This is a genomic window from Dyella japonica DSM 16301 (assembly GCF_001010355.1).
GTDB lineage: Bacteria > Pseudomonadota > Gammaproteobacteria > Xanthomonadales > Rhodanobacteraceae > Dyella > Dyella japonica.
This window is the reverse complement of the sequence record NZ_JPLA01000003.1, coordinates 1-22,271: the sequence shown is the minus strand read 5'-3', so window position 1 is coordinate 22,271 and position 22,271 is coordinate 1. Positions and strand designations below refer to the sequence as shown.

Annotated in this window: 14 protein-coding genes; 6 read left to right on the top strand and 8 right to left on the bottom strand. The window is 64.8% G+C overall.

What is annotated here, in order from left to right:
- Nucleotides 1–11: 11 nt before the first annotated feature.
- The 3 genes from Y882_RS01275 to Y882_RS01265 form a co-directional block, all read right to left on the bottom strand.
- Nucleotides 12–1,634 carry an alpha/beta hydrolase gene (locus Y882_RS01275; protein ID WP_046970063.1) on the bottom strand — a complete coding sequence of 541 codons (1,623 nt, stop codon included), beginning with the start codon at nucleotides 1,632–1,634 and terminating at the stop codon, nucleotides 12–14.
- Between the two features lie 90 nt (nucleotides 1,635–1,724).
- Nucleotides 1,725–2,999: an alpha/beta hydrolase family protein gene (locus Y882_RS01270; protein WP_052949571.1), complete on the bottom strand. Its 1,275-nt coding sequence runs from the start codon at nucleotides 2,997–2,999 to the stop codon at nucleotides 1,725–1,727.
- 71 nt (nucleotides 3,000–3,070) lie between these two features.
- Complete coding sequence (locus Y882_RS01265; protein ID WP_156171296.1) at nucleotides 3,071–4,726, bottom strand: serine hydrolase; 1,656 nt, start codon at nucleotides 4,724–4,726, stop codon at nucleotides 3,071–3,073.
- 137 nt (nucleotides 4,727–4,863) lie between these two features.
- Here Y882_RS01265 and Y882_RS01260 point away from each other — a divergent pair, with 137 nt between their 5' ends.
- Entirely contained in the window at nucleotides 4,864–5,652 is a 789-nt protein-coding gene (locus Y882_RS01260) for a phosphatase PAP2 family protein (protein WP_046970062.1), read from the top strand.
- Nucleotides 5,653–5,780: 128 nt separating this feature from the next.
- On the opposite strand, the gene Y882_RS18690 is transcribed toward Y882_RS01260, so the two are convergent.
- The 5 genes from Y882_RS18690 to Y882_RS01235 all read right to left on the bottom strand — a co-directional run bounded on the left by Y882_RS18690 (nucleotide 5,781) and on the right by Y882_RS01235 (nucleotide 11,199).
- Complete coding sequence (locus Y882_RS18690; protein ID WP_052949569.1) at nucleotides 5,781–6,305, bottom strand: Ivy family c-type lysozyme inhibitor; 525 nt, start codon at nucleotides 6,303–6,305, stop codon at nucleotides 5,781–5,783.
- 86 nt (nucleotides 6,306–6,391) lie between these two features.
- Entirely contained in the window at nucleotides 6,392–8,659 is a 2,268-nt protein-coding gene (locus tag Y882_RS01250) for a thiamine pyrophosphate-dependent enzyme (RefSeq protein ID WP_046970061.1), read from the bottom strand.
- 191 nt (nucleotides 8,660–8,850) lie between these two features.
- Entirely contained in the window at nucleotides 8,851–9,345 is a 495-nt protein-coding gene (locus tag Y882_RS01245) for a nucleotidyltransferase family protein (RefSeq protein WP_244466148.1), read from the bottom strand.
- Complete coding sequence (locus tag Y882_RS01240; RefSeq protein ID WP_046970059.1) at nucleotides 9,342–9,881, bottom strand: GNAT family N-acetyltransferase; 540 nt, start codon at nucleotides 9,879–9,881, stop codon at nucleotides 9,342–9,344. The genes Y882_RS01245 and Y882_RS01240 overlap by 4 nt, the downstream gene beginning before the upstream one ends.
- 148 nt (nucleotides 9,882–10,029) lie before the next feature.
- The gene (locus tag Y882_RS01235) at nucleotides 10,030–11,199 is read right to left on the bottom strand and encodes an acyl-CoA dehydrogenase family protein (protein WP_046970058.1); all 1,170 of its coding nucleotides are present in this window, start codon (nucleotides 11,197–11,199) and stop codon (nucleotides 10,030–10,032) included.
- A gap of 261 nt (nucleotides 11,200–11,460) precedes the next feature.
- Here Y882_RS01235 and Y882_RS01230 point away from each other — a divergent pair, with 261 nt between their 5' ends.
- The 5 genes from Y882_RS01230 to Y882_RS01210 all read left to right on the top strand — a co-directional run bounded on the left by Y882_RS01230 (nucleotide 11,461) and on the right by Y882_RS01210 (nucleotide 21,753).
- The gene (locus tag Y882_RS01230) at nucleotides 11,461–12,336 is read left to right on the top strand and encodes a DMT family transporter (protein WP_046970057.1); all 876 of its coding nucleotides are present in this window, start codon (nucleotides 11,461–11,463) and stop codon (nucleotides 12,334–12,336) included.
- Nucleotides 12,337–12,643: 307 nt separating this feature from the next.
- On the top strand, nucleotides 12,644–13,873 hold the full coding sequence (locus Y882_RS01225) for an efflux RND transporter periplasmic adaptor subunit (RefSeq protein WP_046970056.1): 1,230 nt from the start codon (nucleotides 12,644–12,646) through the stop codon (nucleotides 13,871–13,873).
- 19 nt (nucleotides 13,874–13,892) lie between these two features.
- Nucleotides 13,893–17,003 (top strand): efflux RND transporter permease subunit, encoded by a 3,111-nt coding sequence (locus Y882_RS01220; protein WP_046970055.1) that lies wholly within the window; start codon nucleotides 13,893–13,895, stop codon nucleotides 17,001–17,003.
- Nucleotides 17,000–20,293 (top strand): efflux RND transporter permease subunit, encoded by a 3,294-nt coding sequence (locus tag Y882_RS01215; RefSeq protein ID WP_046970054.1) that lies wholly within the window; start codon nucleotides 17,000–17,002, stop codon nucleotides 20,291–20,293. The genes Y882_RS01220 and Y882_RS01215 overlap by 4 nt, the downstream gene beginning before the upstream one ends.
- Nucleotides 20,290–21,753, top strand: a complete 1,464-nt coding sequence (locus Y882_RS01210) for an efflux transporter outer membrane subunit (protein WP_046970053.1) — start codon at nucleotides 20,290–20,292, stop codon at nucleotides 21,751–21,753. The genes Y882_RS01215 and Y882_RS01210 overlap by 4 nt, the downstream gene beginning before the upstream one ends.
- The last annotated feature ends 518 nt before the right edge of the window (nucleotides 21,754–22,271 follow it).

Here is a 22,271-nt window from a genome sequence, read left to right as displayed (position 1 = left end):
GCGCGAGGGCCTCAAGGAGCCGCCGCGCGCTTCAAGTTCGACTGCGGACGCGCCACCGCATACATCTCCCAGGCAATCTGCTTGAGCAAGGCCGTGCGATCCGCACCGACCGCGTACAGGTCGAAGTGCGTCTTGTTGGGCAGGAAGCGGATGTCCGACTGCGCATGCAGTCCGTCGAGCACTGCCTTGAGACGATGCGCCGAACCATCCAGATAGAAGGTGTCGGCCGTGCCCACGATCAGGTGGATCTTGCCGTCCAGGTCCGGCGCCAGCTGCGGCCACTGGGCCTGCAGGCGATGGGCGATGTCGTAGTGGTCGCGCCAGTAGTCGACCACGTTGGCGTTGACGTCGCCGGTATCGCGATCGAACATCGCCAGCGGACGGCCATCGGCGCCGCGCGGCGAGAACACCCATTCGAACGACGCCATCTGGCCGCCGTAGCTGCCGAACACGCGCTCCAGCTGCGCGTACTGCTGGAACGAGGCGATCACCTTGCCCTGGTCGCGGACGAGCGGATAGGCGGCGCCTGCAGCGTTGCGATAGACGTTGGCATGCGTGGCATACAGATCGACGCCGGTGAAGTCATGGAAGTCGCTCGGATCGGGCGAGGTCGACCAGGTGCCACCGAAAATTTTCGGATAGCGCGTCTGCAGCCACAGCGTGGCCCAGCCGCCGGACGAGTGACCGTTGAGGAAGCGGCCGGACACCTTGGCGTCCATGCGATAGCTCGATTCCAGTTGCGGAATCAGCTCCTCGGTGAGCGCCTTGCCCCACGGCCCGTTGTTCACCGAGTCGACGAACTCGTGCGTGCCCGTGGGCAGGGATTCGTCCAGCAGCACCCAGATCATCGGCGGCATCTGGCCGTTGGACATCGCCAGCCAGGTATTGGCGACGACGCCGGCGAAATGATCCATGCCACCGCCGAAACCATGCGTGTAATACACCACGGGATAGGTCGCGCTGCCCTTGGCGTCGTAACCGGGCGGCAGCAGCACCAGGCCGCGCATATGGATCGGCCGGCCCCAGAAGGCGCTGAGCGCAGGACTGACGAAGTCGATGGTCTGCACGTGCTTGCGCGCTTCAGGCATCGCCTCGCGCGCGGCCGGATTGATCGAAGGCGACAGCGCCCACGGATCGGCGGCAGGCAACCGCGTAGCGAGCTTGATCGGCGGCAGGCCGGTGGCCGGCAGATGCACCTTCACCACGCCGCTGACCAGATCGCCCTCGCCGCGGCCGCCGTAGTTGTAGCTGTGGTTGCTGTCGAGCACGGCCTGCACGTAGTAGTCGCCGGGCGCCAACTTGCTGAAGGCCGCCGGATAGGCCTGCTGGTCGGCGTCGATGTCGACACCCTGCCCCGCCACCAGACGATTCACTTCGCGTGCCGCCACGTTGACCTTGTCGGGCTGGAGCGGATCGAGATCCACCTCCTGCACCTTGCCGTTTTTGGCGCCGGCCTCAGCGTCCTTGGCCGGCTCGGCGAACACCAGCAGGCGACCGGACGCCACGTCCGTGCCGGCCACCGCCAGGTCCACGTGGAAACGCTGCGCCACGCTGGTCTGGTCCGCGGCCACGCAAGTGGCGGTGGCCAGTCCCAGGCACAGCAGGACGGCAAGCTTCGATCGATGTGACAGCATGACTGACTCCCCAGTGGGTGATCCCTTTAAAACGAACCTTCAACGGAATCGCCGACAAAGTCCATCACCTTGGCTCACGGCAGCGAGGCGTCAGGGGATGCGCTCACCGGTGCCATAAGGCAGCGTGTCCTGCTGCCTGATCCAGTCCGCCAGCAGGCGGAAATAGCCATCAGTGATGCGCGTGACCCGACGGCTGCCGTCCGGGTTCTGCACGAATTCGTACATGCCGTGATCGGTGTGCGGGAACACATAGAGGTCGATCGGCTTGCCTTCGTGTTTGAGCGCAGCCAGTCGTTCGCGCGTGACGCTGCCCGGGGCTTCGCGGTCGTCGCCAGCGAGCACCCATAGTTGCGGCACGCTCAGCGAGCGGATGGCGGCGGTTGCGTCGTAGTTCCACAGGAGATTGAGATTGTCGTGGCGCGGCGCGCCGGTGCGGCGCAGGTCGGCTTCCGGCTCGGCCAGCAGCTCGCCGGTGAACTCGCCTTCGATAGTGTGCAGCCAGGCTTCGTTGGCGAACTTGCGCTTCACGGCGGCCAGCTGGTCGTAGCCGGCTGTGAAGTGCGAGGCCATCAGCGCGCCGGTGGCGTCGGTGACCTCGCGCGCCTTGGCGAGGGCGGCAGCGTCATAGCCCTTCTCGCGCATCTCCAGCACGACTTGCTGCTGGTCTTCCTCCAGCGGCGTCATCACCAGGCCGAAACCCACGGCCACATAATCGGCATGCGCCAAGGCCGCCGCGCGCGGCGCCACCCAGCCACCCTGGCTGCCGCCGAAGAAACCGGCACGCGAATAGCGGCCCGCCGCCAGCTTGCGCGCCTGATCGAGCGCGGCGGCGGCATCGTCGGCGAGCAATTCGAAGTTCTGCGTGTAATCGCCGCCGGAAGCACCGGTGCCGCGTTTGTCGTACGCAAACACGGCCAGGCCTTCGGCGGCGAACACCAAGGGGTAATAGCCGCCGATGCCGGGCGTCTTCTCCGAACCGTGCACAAAGACCACCAGCGGCGGCTTGCCGTTGAACTGCGCGGGCTCGATCAACACACCTGCCAGTTCGGTGCCGTGGCTGGTGAAGCGCGTCGGCGTTTCGCGCAAGGCCACTTTCGCCTGCGCGAGGTAACGTCCGTCGGGCTGACGCACACTCACCACGCCTTGTTCGCAGCGTACCGGCGCATCGTTGCCGTTGACGTCGCCGCGATGGCCATCGAGGAACGTATAGCGTTCCGGAGCACTTGCGCCGCCGGCTGTCGGATTGGAGATCACTACCAACGACTTGCCGGACTCTCCATATACGCCGTAATCGCACGTTGCCGGTGCGGCGAACGCGATCCCTGCCATCGAAAAAACCAGCAGACCTGCAACGTACCGTTTCATGCAACCAGCACTCCACCGTGGGGACGCCGCCACTATAGGCAGCGCCCCGCACGCATCGCCCCTGCTATTGGTCAGGGCGTGACGGAGGTCTTGGCCGTCTTGGCCGGCGACAGGCGCAGATCCTGGAAGTCAAAACTGAAATCGGTCAGCGGTGATACCGGCTCCATGCGCACCTCGCGGATCTTGCCGTCGGCATCCAGCGCATAGCTCACGAAGGCATCGGCATTGAGCGCGCGATCATCCCAGCGCACCATGAAGGTGTCGTGCTGCCACGGCGTCATGGTGCCCACCAGTTGCGCGGTCTTGGAGAAACGCATGCGCAACTTGCCGCTCTGCTGGCTCACCTCGATATCGCCGTACCACGGATCGTGGAAAGTCCCCGCATAGCTGGCCAACGGCAAGGTGGGCTTGCCGCTCTTGGCGCGCGCGGCTTCATGCTTGCTCCAGCTCTCGTCGGCATTGCCTTCGGACTTCTTCACCGCGGCGGCGTACGCTGCAGTCCAATCCTTCTTGTCCTTGCCCAGGTAAGCATCGAGCACGCGATACGTCACCGCGTTGAAGGCCGCACCCGATTCCTGGTTGGTAAGCACCACCACGCCCAGGTGAAGTTCCGGCACCAGGGTCACGCGCGACACCATGCCCGGCCAGCCACCGGTGTGCCACACCAGGCGTTGGCCCTGGTAATCGGAGAGGAACCAGCCTTCGCCATAGCCGGAGAAGTTCGGTCGCATGGCTTTGAGTTCCGGCACCGGCGGCTCGGAAATCTTCATCGGCGTGAGCATCGACCACATCTGCTTCTGGCTGTCTTCGGAGAACAGCGCCTTGCCGTCCGGCAGCTTGCCGCCGGCCAGTTGCACGTTCATCCACTTGGCCATGTCGTGCACGCTGGCGTAAATGCCGCCCGCGCCCGAGTTGTTCGACCAGGCCATCGGCGGCACCGGCTTGAGTTCGGTGAAGTTGAACTTGGCGTGGCCCATGGCCACGTCCATGCCGCTCTTGAGCTGGGTCATGTCGACCAGCGATTCGTCCATGCCCACCGGCGCGAAGATGCGCTGGCTGATGAAGTCGGCATAGCTCTGGCCTGACACCTGCTCGATCACCAGGGTGGCCACGGCAAACAGGATGTTGTCGTAGGCATAGGCGCTGCGGAAGCTGGTGGCCAGCGGCACATGGCGCAGGCGCTGCACGACTTCCTTGGTCGAATACGATGTGGGCGGCCAGTACAGCAGGTCGCCCGCACCCAGGCCCAGGCCGCTGCGGTGCGCCAGCAAATCGCGGATGCGCATCTCGCGTGTCACATACGGATCGGACATCTGGAACCACGGCAGATGATCGATCACGCGATCATCCATGCTGAGCTTGCCCTGTTCGGCCAGCATCTGCAGCGCTGCAGCGGTGAACGCCTTGGTGTTGGAGGCGATGGCGAAACGCGTGCGCGCATCGACCGGTTCGGGCTTGCCCACTTCGCGCAAGCCGTAACCCTGCTCCAGCACGATCTGGCCATCCTTGACGATGGCCACCGCGATGCCCGGCACGTCGAACTGCTTGCGCACGCCGTCCACGTAAGCAGTGAAATCCTGCAGCTGGGCCGGCAAGGCCGGCTGTGCGCTGGTGGCGATGGCGGCAGTCGGCGCGCTGGCCGAAGTCGTCTGCGCCCACACCGGCGCAGCCAGCGCCAGCAACGCCATGCAACCCGCCAGTCGCGGGGAAAACGTACGCAAGAACATTCGGCAGCTCCGCCACAGCAAAGCGCAACACTATCGCGGCTAGGGCTTGCTGATCCAGCACTGAAAGTCATGCTGGCGACCATCTCGACGCGGACTGCTGCAGCCCGGATCATGGGACGTTGCATCGAGGACTGCGCATGAACGACTGGGTTGAATGGATCGCCACACACGCCCTGCCCCTGTGGGCGGCGCTGCTGGTGGCCGCCTTGCTGGCAGGCGATCTTGCATGGCAATGGAATCGCCGGCACGGCGTGAAGACGCTGGCCGCCGGCGGCGAGCCGGTGGCGCTGCGCGGCCTCACGGCGTTCCTGCTGCTGGTGACGATGTGCCTGCTGTTTGCGGCCATCGCCATCGCGCTCAAGGAAGAGGCCACACGCTGGCTGCCGGCATTCGACGAAACACTGGCCGAAGACCTGCGCAGTTCCGTGCAGCCCGGCGCGCTGCGCTTGGTGGCGGCCGTGTCGCACCTGGGCGATCTCGGCTCGGTGGCGGCGATCACCGCGATGATCCTTGCTGCGCTGCTGTTCAAGCGCCAGCTGCGGCTTGCCGCCTGCTGGACGCTCGCCATGGCCGGCGTGGTGCCGATCAACAGCGGCCTGAAGGCATGGTTTGAGCGACCGCGTCCGCTGCACAACCATGGCTACCTGGTGGAACACGGCTGGAGCTTTCCCAGCGGCCACGCGTTCGGCGCGATGGTGTTCTACGGCATGCTTGCCTATGTGCTGTTGCGCCTGCTGCCGCACCGCTGGCATCGCTGGGTGGTGGCCGGCGCGGTGGCGATGATCAGCGTGATCGGCCTCAGCCGCATCGTGCTGCAGGTGCATTACTTCAGCGATGTGATGGCCGGATATATCAGCGGGATGGCGTGGCTGGTGGTGTGTATTGGGGGTGCGGAGTGGTGGCGGCTGCGAGGTGCGAGGACATAACCGGCACCATGCCCTTGTGGGAGCGCACCCTGTGCGCGACGGCCTCAGTTCTACCTAAGGCATCGAGGTCTTCGCGAAAACCAGTCGCGCACAGGGTGCGCTCCCACAGGATATTGCGAAGGCCGCGCTCAATTCGGCGAATACAGCTTCCGCCGCAACAACGCCTTCGACGCCTCATCGGGCGACCCCAGCCACAGCAAATCGTCGTTGGCCGGATCATTGCTGTCCGCATCGTTCAAGGCATTGGCCTTGCGCCGCGCGAACAGCCCGGACATGGCATGCGTGTTTTCATCGTAGAGAATCAGAATGCGTTCGGACGGACAGTCATGCGGCTTGCAGGCGGTGGCGAGCAACTGCGTGCGACCGTTCACGCTGACCTGTTGCGCCGGCGTCGCGACGCCGCCCTGGCTGGCCCAGGCCGGCAATTGATCGCCGCCGTATAGCGCAGCGAATGCCGTGGAGAAATCCGGGCGCTGCATCAGGTCGTAAAGATAGGTCAGGCCGCTGGCTGTGCCCGCACTGGTGGCAAGCGCGGGCGCCGATGTGCTGAGCGGGGCCGGCGGTGCGCCGGCGGCGGTCTTGCCTTCCGGTTGCTGCGAACAGGCGGCGCAGGCAACCAGCAGACCCAGCATCGCTACGTAGCGGTAATCCATGACAGCCTCCTCGCGTGGCCATGCACTCATGCCCGTCGCGATGGAGACGACGTGGCGCCGGCCGCCCGGCGCCACCATGACACCGGTCAGGCCAGCTTGCGGGCCGCGGCGACTACATCAGCATCGCCGGGCAAAACCAGCAAGGCCGCGCCGGCCAGTGGCGTGTAGGTGTCGGCACCTACGACGCGCTCCAGCGGCGTAGCCCCGCAGCCGCCTTCGACGATGGCAGTGATGATGCCCTCGCCCACGCCAGCACTCTTGCGACCTTCGTCCAGCACGATGATGCGTTTGGCGGACTTTGCCTGCGCCGCGATGAAGGCGTCGTTGAGAGGCGCCAGCCAGCGCAGGTCCACCACGCGTACCTTCCAGCCCAGCTCCGCCTCGATCGTGCGGGCGGCGCGCAAGGCCATCGTCACGCCGTTGCCGAAGGTGAACACCACCAGGTCGTTGGCGTCCTGGCCGTAGACGCGGCCTTCGCCCAGCGTCATGGCCTCGCCCGGCGCGGGATAGCCGAACTGCCACTGGCCATCGCCTGCCTCGTACAGATCCTTGGTCATGTACAACGCGATCGGCTCGAGGAAGGCGCATACGCGGCCATCGACCTTGGCCAGCGCCGTCATCGTGCGCAGCATGGTTGCGGCATCGTCGCCACGGCTGGGGCAGCCGACCACCAGGCCGGGGATATCGCGCAGCGCGGCAATCGAGTTGTCGTTGTGGAAGTGGCCGCCAAAGCCCTTCTGGTAACCCAGGCTGGCCACGCGCATCACCATCGCGTTGCGGAACTGGTCGTTGGAGAAAAATTGCAGCGAGGCCGCTTCGCCGCGGATCTGGTCGCAGGCGTTGTGGAAGTACGCCAGGTACTGGATTTCCGGCAGCGGCAGCATGCCCATGTTGGCATAGCCCTGCGCCAGGCCAAGGATGATGGTCTCGTCCAGCAGCGTGTTGAACACGCGGCTGCCCTTGAAGGTTTTGTTCAAGCCCTTGGTGACGGTGTAGACGCCGCCCTTCTGCGCCACGTCTTCGCCGAACAGCAGCGACTCGGGATACTTGGCCATGATGTCGTGCAACGCCTGGCCGATCTGGATCGCCAGATGACGCGGCGGCTGGTTTTCTGGCAGCTTGTCTTCGCTGCCGAAGGCGGCGAGGCGGCGATCCCGATAGTCGGTGCGCTCCGCTTCGGCCTTCACTGCTGCCGGCGTGTACGGCGCGAGCGGCTTCATCACCTGCTCCAGCGTGCTCAGGCGCGGGCGACGATCGGCATCCTCGGCCGCCTCGAAGCAACGCTTGCGCGTAGCCTCGTACAGCGCGAGCAGCGACTCCTTGGTGTACAGGCCCGACGACAACGCGATCTCCGCCGAACGCAGCAGCGGATCAGAGGCTTCGACGGCAAACAGTTCTTCCACGCTGCGCCACTCGATCTCGAAATCGGTGCCGGCATGCCCCATCACGCGCGTCGTGCGCAGATGCAGGAAGGTCGGGCGGCGCGTGGTGCGGCAGTGTTCCACCGCTTCCTGCACCTGTGCATAGCCTTCGGCCAGGTCCAGGCCGTCGGCGTAGAAATAATCGAGATCGGCGCGATGGCGGAAGTTGTTCGCCACCCAACCGTTGGGCGTCTTCACCGAGATGCCGATGCCGTTGTCTTCGCACACGTAGAGCACGGGCGCCGGCAGCTTCTGGTAGGCCGTCCATGCCGCCGCGTTGAACGCAGTCTGTGCGGTGGCGTGGTTGGACGAGGCATCGCCGAACGAGCAGATCGCGATGCTGTCTTCGGGAATCGGCAGCTTGTGGCCGATGCGTCGCGCCTGCTCGATGGCCACCGCAGTGCCGAGCGCCTTGGGCAGGTGCGAGGCGATGGTGGAGGTCTGCGGCAGCACCCACAACGGCTTGCTGCCCCACACCTTGTGGCGGCCGCCGGAAGCGGGATCTTCCATGCTGGCGGCAAACGACAGCGCCGAATCCATCACCGGATCCATGCCCGGCAGCTTGCGGAAACGCTCGGCCATGAAGCCGCCGGAACGGTAATGCAGGAAGGCCGGGTCGGTATGGCGCGTGAGGCGCGCCACCATCGCGTTGCCTTCGTGACCACTGGAGCCGATGGTGTAGAACACCTTGTTCTGCACACGCAGCACGCGCGCCATCAGGTCGAGATGGCGGCTGATCAGCTGCGATTCGAGCAGCTCGCGAAAACCCTGGCCATTGAGTGCGCTGCCCGGCAAAACCGGCGAGTGGCCGCCCAGCGGCGCCTGCACGTCGCCCTGCCAGAGCTGCACGAACTCGATGAAGTTCTGGTCGACGATCTCGGCGCGGTTGAAGCCTTTATGGCGGGCCGTGAGGGTGTAGGGGATGGCGGTCATGATGGCTTGAGGTCTCGTCAACGAGTGGCCGTTTGGACGGCTGAAATATGGATGGTCAAGCAAAGCAAAGAGGCGCGCTGTTGCTCCCTCTCCCCTGCGGGGAGAGGGCTGGGGTGAGGGGCCACGGTCGCGGCATGGCTGATTCGAAGCATGCTTCGTAGCTGCGTCATCGCGAGCACCCGCCCCTCACCTCAGTCCTCTCCCCGGAGGGGAGAGGAGGCTAGAGCGCGCAGGGTTTTCGCACGCTGTGCGTCCTTCTCACGTCCGAAACTTTCAAGTATGCGGATCTGATCTTCGAGCGACGGCACCGGCACGGCAAGGCCGTTGAGGCCTACCAGGGTGAGTCGTCCAGCTTCCACCAATTTCCAGCCATCGCCTTGATTGAGCTCCAGCCCGCCCATCACCTCGACGGGCGTACCGGGAAAACGAAAGCGTGCGAAATGCGAGCGGAAACGTTCGGCGTTGGCCGGTTCGTAGACCGGCTCGCGACGGTCGGCCCAGAGCGCCATCAACGTGTCGGCATCGTCACGCGATACCAGCAGGTCCACATCGGCCACGCTGACGTCCGCGCCGGCGAGCAAAGCCGCAGCGCTACCGATCACGCACCACGGCTGCGCACAATGCACATGCAGCTCCGGCACGATCTCGGCCAGCGTGGCGTACAGCGCGGGCGTGACATGACTCATGCGCGTCGACGCCATTCGTCGCGCGTCTGCCCCCAGATCTCGACCGGGGCGTCCTGGAAGGGCTCGGGCAAACGGCCGGGGCCACGCAAACGCGAGCCAAGCCTTGCCGCCAGCGCCTGCGACGGCGCATTGGCTGGATCGATATTGTGGATCACGTCGTCCCAGCCGAGCTGGTCGAAGGCGAAATCCATGCAGGCAATGGCGCCTTCCATCGCCAAACCCTTGCCCCATGCATGGCGCGCGAGCCCCCAGCCGACTTCACGGCCCGGCCAGCCTTCGGGGAACCATGGACCCATGCGACCGATCCAGTGCCCGGTGTCCTTCTCGATCACCGAGAACATGCCGAAGCCCTGGATGGCCCATGAACCGACCATGGTGAGGAAACCGCGCCAGGCCACGGCGCGCGGTTGCTGCCCGCCGATGAAGCGGGCCGACTCGGGGTCGGCCATGTTGGCCGCCCAGCGATCAAAGTCCTCGGCCTGCGGCGGACGCAGGACGAGGCGTTCGGTTTCGATGCGGATGGTTTGCCAGCTCATGGGTTGGCGATATCTCGCGTCACGTCTAATGACTCATCACCGTCATCCCGGCGAAAGCCGGGATCCAGCGCCTGAAGGCCGAACCAAAGTCGCTGGATTCCGGCTTTCGCCGGAATGACGAGCAGGGGCGTGTGGGCGTGCCCAATCCTCAGAACGCATTAATCCCCGTCAACTCACGCCCCACCACCAGCTGATGCACCGTCTCGGTGCCTTCATAGGTGATCACCGATTCCAGGTTCAGCGCGTGACGAATGGCCACGTGTTCGGTGGTGATGCCGGCGCCGCCGAGGATGTCGCGGCATTCGCGCGCGATATCGATGGCCATGCGGCAGTTGTTCCACTTGGCCATCGACACCTGGGTCGGCTGCATGTTGCCGGCGTCCTTGAGGCGGCCGAGCTGCAGCGACAGCAGCTGCGCCATGGTGATGCGACGGGCCATCTCGGCCAGCTTGATCTGGATCGCCTGGTTGGAAGCCAGCGGACGGCCGAACAGGATGCGGTCCTGGGTGTAGTTGAGCACTTCCTGCAGGCAGGCCTGCGCCGCGCCGATCGGACCCCAGGTGATGCCGTAGCGTGCCTGCGTGAGGCAGCCCAGCGGACCCTTCAGGCCCTTTACGTTCGGCAGGCGGTTGGCCTCGGGCACACGCACGTTGTCGAAGAACAGGCCCGAGGTCACCGAGGCGCGCAGGCTCATCTTCTTGTGCACTTCCTGAGCGGTGAAACCCTTGCTGTCGGTCGGCACGATGAAGCCCTGGATGCCGTCCTCGGTCTGCGCCCACACGATGGCGATGTGCGCAACATTGCCGTTGGTGATCCACATCTTGGCGCCGTTGATGACCCAGTCGCCGCCGTCCTTTTTGGCGTTGGTCTTCATGTTGGCCGGGTCCGAGCCGCCGTGCGGTTCGGTCAGGCCGAAGCAGCCGATGATTTCGCCCGCCGCCATCTTCGGCAGGTAATGCATTTTCTGTTCTTCGGTGCCGTACGCGTAGATCGGGTACATGCACAGCGAGCTCTGCACGGAGGCGAAGCTGCGCAGTCCCGAATCGCCGCGCTCCAGCTCCTGGCAGATCAGGCCGTAGCTGACGCCGTTCATGCCGGCGCAGCCGTACTTCTCCGGCAGCGTGGCGCCGAGCAGGCCCAGGCTGGCGATTTCAGGCACCAGTTCCTTGGGGAAACGGCCCTGGTCAAAGCAGTCCCCGATGATCGGCAAGACGCGCTCGTCGACGAAACGGCCGACGGTGTCCTGCACCATGCGCTCCTCATCGGAAAGCAGGGAGCGGACGTCATAGAGATCGAGGGGATTCAGGCGAGCGGGCATGCTTGAAGTTCCGTGACGTTGGGGACAATCCCCCATTCTAGCCCGGCCCAGGGGATGAATCATGGCGGGGTGCAGCAGGCCCGGGGTAGGCGTGCGGGACGGGCTGTGGGACCATGCATACTCCGCGTCCCAGCCCCGGCTGGGACGCCAGCGCCGTCACCCCTGCCGACTGGCCCCGGATCTCGCAGCACCGCCCGCGGCCTGCCGGGTCCCGCCTGATCGGGCACGACGGCCGGCATTCCGTCCCCCGCCGGATCGTCCATGTTCAAAGGTGTGTTACTCGGCTTTGCCTGCTACGCCGCCTACGCGATCAGCGATGCGTTCGTGAAGTCGCTGCATGGCACGTTGCCAGCCTATGAGGCAGTGTTCTTCGGCGCGGTGCTGATGCTCAGCGCCCTGCCCTTCATCCGCCATCCCGGCGATCGCTATCTTGATGTGTTCACCGCACGCAAGCCACACCTGTGGTGGATCCGCGCGATCACCGGCGCGATCTGCAACATTTCGGCGGTGATCGCCTTCACCGCCTTGCCGATGGCCGAAGCGTTCGCGCTGATCTTTCTGCTGCCGATCTTCGTGACCCTGCTGTCGGTGATCTTCCTGAAGGAACACGTGGGCTGGCGACGCTGGTCGGCGGTGATCGTGGGCTTCCTCGGCGTGCTGGTGGTGTTGCGACCGGGCTTCCGCGCATTGGGCGTGGGACATCTGGCGGCGATGTCCTGCGGCCTTTCCGGCGCGGTGTCCGTGGTGGCGTTGCGCATGGCCGGCCCCCATGAAAAGCGCATCAGTCTTTACGGTGCCGGTGTGATGGGTCCACTGGTGAGCGGCGGCGTGTTGATGCTGCCCAGTTTCATCTGGCCGAATCTGCATCAGTGGTGGCTGTTGGCGGGCTACGGTTTGCTCGCCGGACTTGCCGGTGTGCTGTTGATGCTCGCCACGCATCACGCACCCGCCAATCGCATTGCGCCGACCCAGTACAGCCAGATGCTGTGGGCGATCTTCTTCGGCTACTGGCTGTTCGGCGATCACCTGGATTGGCCCATGCTGATCGGCATCGCGCTCATTCTCGGTTCGGGACTCTTCACGCTGGTGCGCGAGGAAAAGGTCACGAACTGGTGGAAGCGCGCGCGCATGGTTTGATCGGCCCTAGATGAATATTTCTTAATCAAGCAAGCACGGACGTGCATCCTGTCGCGAGGCATCACCTGTCCGTGACAATGCTTGTGCCATCACTTTTTCCAGTGCATGACAGCCCAGTGCCCACGCGCTGCTGGGCACGGCCATGGCCGCGCACGCCCCTGCCCGGGTCAACCACATGGACCACGGATCGTTAGAAGTCAGTCAACACGACGTCACGGCGAAACTTCGTCGCCGCATCGTGCTCGCGAACAACGATACGAATGGTTGGTCTTGTGAATTGCATACTTGAGTTGCTGGGAGATGGTCGATGAGCGCCGACACGGCCCAAACATCCGGGCACCCTCGTAGGAAGCGTGGCGTACTGATCGCGGCCGTGATCATCGCGCTGCTGCTGGTGCTGATCGTGGTCCACATCCTCACCGGGCAAAAAGCCAAAACGGGTCAGCCAGCCCAAGTGGTGAGTGCCGCCACCGCCACGCTCGGCGATATGCCCGAAGTGCTCACCGCGCTGGGCACGGTCACGCCGGTGGCGACGGTCAATGTGCTGCCGCAACTGAGCGGTTACCTGACCGGCGTCGGCTACCAGGAAGGCCAGGATGTCGAGAAGGGCCAGTTCCTCGCGCAGATCGACCAGCGCCAGTACGAGATCAACAAGCAGCAAGCCGAAGCGCAACTGGCCAAGGATCAGGCCACGCTCGATCAGGCACGCGCCGACCTGGTCCGCTTCACCCAGCTGCATGAGCAGAAGTCGATCGCCGAGCAGACCTACGCCGATCAGAAATTCACGGTGGCGCAGAACGAAGCGGCGGTGAAGGCGGACAAGGCCGCCATCGCGCAGGATGAGCTGGACATCGCCTATTGCCATATCACCGCGCCGGTGGCCGGCCGCGTCGGCCTGCGCCTGGTCGACCCGGGCAACTACGTCACGCAGTCCACCTCGCCGGGCATCGTCACCATCACGCAGATGAAGCCGACCACGGTGCAGTTCACCGTGCCGCAGAATTCGCTGGGCAAGGTGCTGCAACGCGTGAACGGCGGCGCCAAGCTGCCGGTCACCGCCTATAGCAGCGACAACAGCAAGCAGGTCGCCAGCGGCACGCTGTACGCACTGAGCAACCAGATGGCCACCAGCACCGGCACGGTCACGCTGCGCGCCACCTTCGCCAACGACGACGAAGCGCTGTTCCCGAACGAATTCGTCAATGTGCAGATGCTGGTGGACACGCTGCAGAAGGCCGTGCTGGTGCCCACCTCGGCGGTGCAGAGCGGTGCGCCAGGCGATTACGTGTACTTGGTCAATGCGGACCAGACGGTGTCGGTGCACAAGGTGACGCCCGGCCCCAGCGACGGCAAGTCCACTGCCATCCTGGCCGGTCTTGCCGCCGGCCAGCAGGTGGTGACCGACGGCATGGACCGCCTGAGCGACGGCGCGAAGATCCGCATCGCGCAGCCGCATCCGGCCGGCGCCAGCAGCGCAGGCACGCCTGCCGCGACGCACACTGGCAAGCGCTCGCACGCCGCCAGCGCATCGTCGTGAGTCGCAGGCGCAAGATCCAATGAATATTTCCCGCCTGTTTATCCTCAGGCCGGTAGCCACCTCGCTGCTGATGATTGCCCTCGTGATGGTGGGCCTCGTGGCGATGAAGTTCCTGCCGGTGTCATCCCTGCCCAACGTCGACTACCCGACGATCCAGGTGCAGACGTTCTATCCAGGCGCCAGCCCGTCGGTGATGGCGACGACAGTGACGGCGCCACTGGAAGTGCAGCTGGGTGAAATCCCCGGCCTGCAGCAGATGACGTCCAATAGTTCGGCGGGTGCGTCGATCATCACGCTGCAGTTCGACCTGTCGCTCAATCTCGACGTGGCCGAGCAGAATGTGCAGGAGGCGATCAACGCGGCCAACAGCCTGCTGCCGTCCGGTCTGCCGGCGCCGCCGACCTATGCCAAGGTGAATCCGGCGGATCGTCCGATTCTCACCTTGGCCGTCACCTCCAACTCCATGTCGCTGCCGCAGCTGCAGGACGTGGCGAACAACCGCCTGGGTGCGAAGATTTCGCAGGTGCCGGGCGTGGGCCTGGTGACGCCGGCCGGCGGCAACGTGCCGGCCATCCGCATCGAGGCCGATCCCAAGAAACTGGCCGGCTACGGCCTCAATATCGACGACCTGCGCTCGCTGATCGCCAACGTCAACGTGAGCCAGCCCAAGGGCAACTTCGACGGCCCCGATCTCGACTACACGATCAACGGCAACGACCAGATCCAGAATCCGCAGGATTATCTCGACACCGTCATCTCGTACCAGAACTCGGCACCGGTCTATCTGCGCGACGTGGCCCGCGTCACGCAGGCCGCGCAGAACACCGAACAAGGCGCGTGGTTCAACAAGACGCAGGCGATCGTGCTCAACGTGCAGCGCCAGCCCGGCGCCAACGTGATCGCCACCGTCAACCAGATCATGAAACAGCTGCCGCAGCTGGAATCCACCCTGCCCGCGGGCATGAAGGTGGAAGTGGTCACCGACAGCACCGGGGTGATCCGCTCCTCGGTCAACGACGCGGCGTTCGAGCTGGTCCTGGCGGTGATCCTGGTCGTGCTGGTGATCTTCGTGTTTCTGCGCAATCTGCCGGCGACCATCATTCCCAGCATCTCGGTGCCGGTGTCGCTGATCGGCACGCTGGCGCTGATGTACGAGCTCAACTACTCCATCGACAACCTGTCGCTGATGGCCTTGATCATCGCCACCGGTTTCGTGGTGGACGACTCGATCGTGATGATCGAGAACATCGTGCGCTATCTGGAAGAAGGCAAGACGCCGTTGGAGGCTGCGCTCGAAGGCGCCGGCCAGATCGGCTTCACCATTCTCTCGCTGACGGTGTCGCTGATTGCGGTGCTGATCCCGCTGCTGTTCATGGGCGGCGTGATCGGCCGCTTGTTCAGCGAATTCGCGGTGACGCTGGCGGTGACCATCGTGCTGTCGGCGGTGGTGTCGCTGACCCTGGTGCCGATGCTGTGCGCGCGCATCCTCAAGGCGCAGGCCGATCGCCACCCCAGCCGCTTCGAACGCATCAGCGAGGGTTTGTTCGACAAGACGCTGGCGGCGTACAAGCGCGGCCTGCACTTCGTGATGGCGCATCAGACGGCGACGCTGCTGACCTTCCTGGCCACGCTCGCGCTCACCTTCGTGCTCTACATCATCATCCCCAAGGGCCTGTTCCCGGTGCAGGACGTGGGCGTGCTGCAAGGCATCAGCGTGGCGGACAACTCCGTCTCCTATGGCGTGATGGTCGATCGTCAGAAGCAGTTGGCCGATGCCATCCTCAAGGACGAGGACGTGGCCAGCCTCACCTCGTACGTGGGCATCGACGGCACCAATACCACGCTCAACAACGGCCGCTTCCTGATCAACCTCAAGCCGCGCGACGACCGTTCGTCCACTGCCGAGGAGATTTCGCGTCGCATCCAGCAGGAGGTGACCAGCATCCCGGGCATCAAGTTGTACATGCAGCCCGAGCAGGACCTGACGCTGGACACCACCATCTCGCCGAACCAGTACCAGTTCGTGTTGCGCGGGCCGAACCAGCAGGCCTTCCAGCAATATGTGCCCGAGTTGATCACGCGGCTGAAGGCCATCAAGTCGATCACCGACGTCACCAGCGATCTCAACAACGACGGCCTGGCCGTCAATGTCGAAGTGAACCGCCAGCTGGCGGCGCGCTACGGCATCACGGCCGCCACCATCGACAACGCGCTCTACGATGCGCTGGGCCAGCGCATCGTCTCCACCATCTTCGAACAGGCCAGCCAGTACCGCGTGATCCTGGTGGCCAAGCCGGAGAGCATTCCGACGGTGGAATCGCTGGGCGATCTGTATCTGCCCAGCCAGACGGCCAGCAGCGGCCAGGTGCCGCTCAAGGGCATCGCCACCATCAAGATCACCAAGTCGCCGCTGGTGATCAGCCATCTCTCGCAGTTCCCGGCCGTCACCGTGTCGTTCAACCTGGCCAAGGACGCCTCGCTGAGCAAGGCCGTGAAGGAAGTGAACGATGCCGAGGCGGCGGTGCATCTGCCGACCTCGATCACCTCGACCTTCCAGGGCGCAGCGCAGGCGTTCCAGGACTCGCTGTCCAGCGAGGTCTACCTGCTGATTGCCGCCCTGATCGCCGTGTATATCGTGCTGGGCGTGCTGTACGAGAGCTTCATCCATCCGGTGACGATTCTCTCCACCCTGCCCTCGGCCGGCATCGGGGCGCTGGTGGCCCTGATGATCGCCGGCAGCGACCTGGACGTGATCGGCATCATCGGCATCGTGCTGCTGATCGGCATCGTGAAGAAGAACGCGATCATGATCGTGGACTTCGCGCTCGAAGCCGAACGCGAACACGGCAAGCCGGCTGAGGAGGCTATCTTCGAGGCCTCGCTGCTGCGCTTCCGCCCGATCCTGATGACCACGCTCGCGGCGATGCTCGGCGCCTTGCCGATGCTGCTGGGTTCGGGCACGGGTTCGGAGCTGCGTCGTCCGCTGGGTCTGGCCATCATCGGCGGCCTGCTGCTCAGCCAGTTGCTGACGCTGTTCACCACGCCGGTGATCTATCTGTATTTCGACCGGCTCGCCCAGCGTTTCCGCCGCCAGAGCCTGCCTGAAGAGGCGGCTGGGGAAGGCGCGTGAACATCCCTGGCGTCTTCATCAAGCGGCCAGTGGCGACCACGCTGCTGGCCGTGGCGATCCTGCTGTCGGGCATGCTGGCGTATTTCCACCTGCCGGTGGCGCCGCTGCCGAATATCACCTTCCCGGTGGTGGTGGTGCAGGCGAGCATGGCGGGCGCCAGTCCCAGCATCATGGCCGCGACCGTGGCCGAGCCGCTGGAACGCCGCCTGGGCACGATTGCCGACGTCACCGAACTCACTTCCACCAGCACCGTCGGCTCGGCGCAGATCGTCATCCAGTTCGGCCTCAATCGCGACATCAACGGTGCGGCGCGCGACGTGCAGGCGGCGATCCAGGCGGCCCGCGCCGATCTGCCGACCACGCTGCGCAACAATCCCACTTACCGCGAGTTCAACCCCGCCGACTCGCCCATCATGGTGCTCGCGCTCACTTCCAAGACCCTGACCCGCGCGCAGCTATACGACTCGGCCGATTCGGTAATCCAGCAGCAGCTTTCGCAGGTGGATGGCGTGGGCCAGATCACCCTGGGTGGCAGCGCGCTGCCCTCGGTGCGCGTGGAGTTGGAACCGGATCAGCTCAACAGCTACGGCATCGGGCTGGAGGATGTGCGCGCCGCAATCAGCGCGGCGAATGCTGACAGCGTCAAAGGTCATATCGACCAGAACGGCCAGCGTTTCGAAGTGCTGTCCAATGATCAGATCAACAAGGCCGCGCCGTATCGCGACCTCATCGTCGCCTACCGCAATGGCTCGCCGGTGCAGCTGCGCGACGTGGCGCAGGTGCTCGATTCAGCGGAAAACCTGCGCAACGCCGGCCTCTACAACGGCCAGGACGCGGTGCTGGTGATCGTGTATCCGTTGCCGGGCAGCAATATCGTCAAGACGGTGGCGCAGATCCGCAAGTCGCTGCCGTCGATCGAAGCCACCCTGCCGCATAACGTCCACGTCGGCGTGGCGGTGGATCGTTCGCAGTCGGTGAACGCGGCGGTGAACGACACCGAACGAACGCTGTTCATGGCCGTGCTGCTGGTGATCGGCGTGGTCTATATCTTCCTGCAATCGCCGCGCGCCGTGCTGGTGCCCGCGGTGGCCTTGCCGCTGTCGATCGTCGGCACGTTCGGGCCGATGTACCTGCTGGGCTACAGCATCGACAACCTCTCGCTGATGGCCTTGACCATCGGCACCGGCTTCGTGGTGGACGATGCGGTGGTGGTGCTGGAGAACATCGTGCGCCACGTCGAAGCCGGCATGGACGTGCGCGAGGCTGCGATGGTCGGCAGCGCGGAAGTGAGTTTCACGGTGATTTCGATGAGCCTCTCGCTGATCGCCGTGTTCCTGCCGATCCTGCTGATGCCGGGCATCGTGGGCCTGCTGTTCCACGAGTTCGCGGTGACGCTGTCGATCGCCATCCTGTTTTCGCTGGTGATCTCGCTCACCGTGACGCCGGCGATGGCCGCCTTCGTCATCAGCCGCAAGTCCCTGCATTCCAAGGCGCGCTGGGCCGTTTGGTACGAGCGCCAGTTCGAGCGTTTCCGCCAGGCCTATGCGCGCTCGCTCACCGTGGTGCTCGATCACGCGCTCGCGGTGATGCTCACCCTGATCGGCCTGATCGTGCTCAACGTGGTGCTGATCCGGCTGGTGCCCTCGACGTTCTTCCCCGAACAGGACAACGGCATCCTCAACGGGCAGATCATTGCCGACCAGAGCATCTCCTTCCAGGCGATGCAGAAGAAGCTCGCGCAATTGCAGGCCATCGTGCAGAAGGATCCGGCAGTCGCCTCGGTGGCCGGCTTCACCGGTGGTCGCGCGCTCAACACAGCGAACGTGTTCATCGAATTGAAGCCGCTGGCCGAGCGCAAGATTTCCGCCGCGCAGGTGGTGGATCGCCTGCGTCCCAAGCTCAACGCGGTGTCGGGCGCGAAGCTGTTCTTGCAGGCCGCGCAGGACCTGCGTATCGGCGGGCGGCAATCGGCCTCCGAATATCAGTACACGCTGACCAGCGACGATCCGGAGGCCTTGTACACCTGGGTGCCACGCCTGGTGACGGCGCTGGGCAAGTACCACGACCGCATCACCGACGTGAATTCCGATCTGCAGCAGAACGGCTTGCAGCTGTATGTGAACATCGACCGCGCCACCTCGGCGCGCTACGGCTTCGCGCCCAACCAGATCGACAGCGTGCTCTACGACGCCTTCGGCCAGCGCACGGTATCGACCATCTACAACGAGCTGAACCAGTACTTCGTGGTGATGGAAGTGGCGCCCAAGTACTGGCAATACCCGCAGACGATCAACCGCATCCGCTTCAGCACCGCAGCAGGCAATGCGTCGGGCACGCAGCAGACGCAGATGTCCAGATCCATCGTGAGCGGCGTCACCGCCAGCACCACCAGCACCACGACGTCCAGCACCAACTCCCGCAACAGCGACGCCGAAGCCAACCAGCTCACCAACGCCATCGCCAATGCCAAGGGCGGCAGCTCCAGTGGCAGTGCCGACAGCACCTCGGCGGAAACGCTGGTGCCGTTCCCCGCGCTGGCTTCGTATGTGAGCAATCACACGGCCACCCAAGTGAATCATCAGGGTGGACTGGTGGCCGGCACCATCTCGTTCAACCTCCCGCCGGGCGGCTCGCTCAGCGACGGCCTGGCCGCCATCAGCGAAGCGGCGCAGGTGCTGGGCATGCCGGCTTCCATCCATGGTGCGACCGCCGGTGCGGCGCAGGTGTACGCGCAGTCCATGGGCACCATGCCGTTGCTGATACTCGCGGCGCTCGCGGCGGTCTACATCGTGCTGGGCATCCTCTACGAGAACACCGTCCATCCGATCACGATTCTCTCCACCCTGCCCTCGGCGGGCATCGGCGCGACGCTGGCCTTGCTGATCTTTGGCACACCGTTCTCGGTGATCGCGATGATCGGCATCATCCTGCTGATCGGCATCGTGAAGAAGAACGCGATCATGATGATCGACGTGGCCATCCATCTGCAGCGCGACGAGGGTCTGGAGCCGCGCAAGGCGATCCACGACGCCGCCGTGGTGCGACTGCGCCCCATCATGATGACCACCGCGGCAGCCGTGCTGGGCGCGGTGCCGCTGGCCATCGGCATCGGCCAGGGCGCGTCGCTGCGCCAGCCGCTGGGCATCACCGTGATGGGCGGCCTGATCTTCAGCCAGGTGTTCACCTTGTACACCACCCCAGTGATCTACTTGTACCTCGACCGGTTGCGCGCACGCCTGGCGCGTTGGTCCGAGAGCCTGCCGTGGAACCGATCGGACGCAAACGCATGAACAAGATCTTTCCCCGCAATCTACTAGCCGTTTCGCTGGCAACCCTGCTTGGCGGCTGCATGGTGGGTCCCGACTACCACCGCCCCCAGGTCAACGTACCGACGCAGTACAAGGAAATGCCCGGTTGGACCTCCGCCGCGCCTGCAGACGACGCGCCCAAGGGCGATTGGTGGAAGGCCTTCAACGATCCGCTGCTCGACGAGCTGGAGCCGCAAGTGGCGGTGTCGAACCAGACGGTGGCGCAGAGCTATGCGAACTATCAGGCCGCCGTCGCCGAGGTGCAGGTGGCGCGCAGTGCGCTGTTCCCGACCATCGGCATTACGGGTGGCGCAAGCAAGCAGCGCTCGTCTGCCGGCAATGCAGGCAGCGGCGTTGAGCACCTGAGTCCGGTGAGCACGTCCGGTTCGCTGGAAGGCAATGTGAGCTGGGCGCCGGACTTGTGGGGCAAGGTTCGCCGCACCGTGGAGGAGAACAAGGCCACTGCGCAGGCGAGCGAGGCAACCCTCGCCAATGCCACCTTGTCCGAACAAATCGCACTCGCCACGGCGGTCATCAACTTGCGCGTCACCGACGCCAACATCGACTTGCTACAGCAGACCGTCGACGCGGACAAGGAGTACTTGCGCGTCGTAGCCAATCAGGACAAGGCCGGCACCATCGCGCCCTCGGATGTCATCACGGCGCGGACGCAGCTGGAGAACGCGCAATCCAAACTGATCGCGTTGGGCGTAGCGCGTGCGCAAGACGTGCATGCCATCGCCGTGCTGGTCGGCAAGAACCCTGAAGAACTCGAGGTTCCGCACAACGCCACCCTGCCCACTCTGCCCCAGGTACCCGCTGGCGTGCCTACCACGCTGTTGCAGCGCCGCCCTGATATCGCCGTGGCCGAGCGCCAGATGGCTGCGCAGAATGCGGCCATCGGCGTCGCTATTGCTGCCTACTACCCGTCGCTCTCGCTTTCAGCAGCCGACGGATTCTCGCAATCCCCGCTCGCCGGTCTGCTGCATGTGGCCAACCATGTGTGGTCGCTGGGCGCTGACGCCAGCGAGACGATCTTCGACGCCGGCGCCCGCCACGGCGAAGTTGCCGCCGCCCGCGCGAATTACGAAGCCGCTGTCGCCAACTATCGCGGCACGGTGCTGGGTGCTTTCCAGAATGTGGAAGACGATCTCTCCGGCATCCGCATCCTCGCCCAACAAGCGCAAGTGCTCGACGCTGCCGTGAAGGACGCCACTCGCGGATCGGAGATTGCGTTCAACGAGTATCAGGCTGGCACCGTGGATTACACGACCGCTGCCTTGGCGCAGACGACGGAGTTGAGCACCAAGCAGGACGCGCTGAGCGTGCAGCAGCAGAGGCTCCTGGATGCGGTGTCGTTGATGGGCGATGTGGGTGGCGGCTGGTCCGCCGATGAGTTGGCGCATGCGCCGGCGGCGGCGACGGCAGCTGCGTCGCAATAGAGACACGTTTCAACTCAAGGCCTCGCTGGGGACCGGCGTTAGCCCTTCAGTCGTTGGCACGCTTGCTTGTCTGTGGGAGCGCACCCTGTGCGCGACCGGCACGCCGGGTGTACCGCTCCGTAGGTTTGTCGCGCACAGGGTGCGCTCCCACAAAAAGGAGCGGCCGGAGATTTTTCATCCGCGCCCACAGCACGCGCCCCCTTGTAGGAGCGCACTTGTGCGCGACCGCAGCGCGTGGGCGCGCCGCTCCGTTGGTTGGTCGCGCACAAGTGCCCTCCTACAAGAAACAGCCCCCAGCGGTGCAGGGCGTTGCCAGGCCCTTGATGTGGCTCTTGATCCCCGGGTCCCCGTATGACGCGGCGGGCGGGTGGAGGAAAGCCCGAAGGGTGGCCGCATGGATGCGGCCAGTTTTTCGACAGGACAGGGATGTCCTGTCGAAAAACCCCGGAACCCGCCCGCGCACCTGGAGGGCCGCAGGCCCGGAAGGCGCGTCATCCGGGGGGCCCTTTCTTTTGGTT

Bases quoted from the DNA above. Each gene is read 5' to 3' on its own strand.
- Y882_RS01210 (WP_046970053.1), top strand. From the start codon at position 20,290: ATGAACAAGATCTTTCCCCGCAATCTACTAGCCGTTTCGCTGGCAACC.
- Y882_RS01235 (WP_046970058.1), bottom strand. From the start codon at position 11,199: ATGCCCGCTCGCCTGAATCCCCTCGATCTCTATGACGTCCGCTCCCTG.
- Y882_RS01230 (WP_046970057.1), top strand. From the start codon at position 11,461: ATGTTCAAAGGTGTGTTACTCGGCTTTGCCTGCTACGCCGCCTACGCG.
- Y882_RS01245 (WP_244466148.1), bottom strand. From the start codon at position 9,345: ATGAGTCATGTCACGCCCGCGCTGTACGCCACGCTGGCCGAGATCGTG.
- Y882_RS18690 (WP_052949569.1), bottom strand. From the start codon at position 6,305: ATGGATTACCGCTACGTAGCGATGCTGGGTCTGCTGGTTGCCTGCGCC.
- Y882_RS01240 (WP_046970059.1), bottom strand. From the start codon at position 9,881: ATGAGCTGGCAAACCATCCGCATCGAAACCGAACGCCTCGTCCTGCGT.
- Y882_RS01250 (WP_046970061.1), bottom strand. From the start codon at position 8,659: ATGACCGCCATCCCCTACACCCTCACGGCCCGCCATAAAGGCTTCAAC.
- Y882_RS01275 (WP_046970063.1), bottom strand. From the start codon at position 1,634: ATGCTGTCACATCGATCGAAGCTTGCCGTCCTGCTGTGCCTGGGACTG.
- Y882_RS01265 (WP_156171296.1), bottom strand. From the start codon at position 4,726: ATGTTCTTGCGTACGTTTTCCCCGCGACTGGCGGGTTGCATGGCGTTG.
- Y882_RS01220 (WP_046970055.1), top strand. From the start codon at position 13,893: ATGAATATTTCCCGCCTGTTTATCCTCAGGCCGGTAGCCACCTCGCTG.
- Y882_RS01225 (WP_046970056.1), top strand. From the start codon at position 12,644: ATGAGCGCCGACACGGCCCAAACATCCGGGCACCCTCGTAGGAAGCGT.
- Y882_RS01260 (WP_046970062.1), top strand. From the start codon at position 4,864: ATGAACGACTGGGTTGAATGGATCGCCACACACGCCCTGCCCCTGTGG.
- Y882_RS01270 (WP_052949571.1), bottom strand. From the start codon at position 2,999: ATGAAACGGTACGTTGCAGGTCTGCTGGTTTTTTCGATGGCAGGGATC.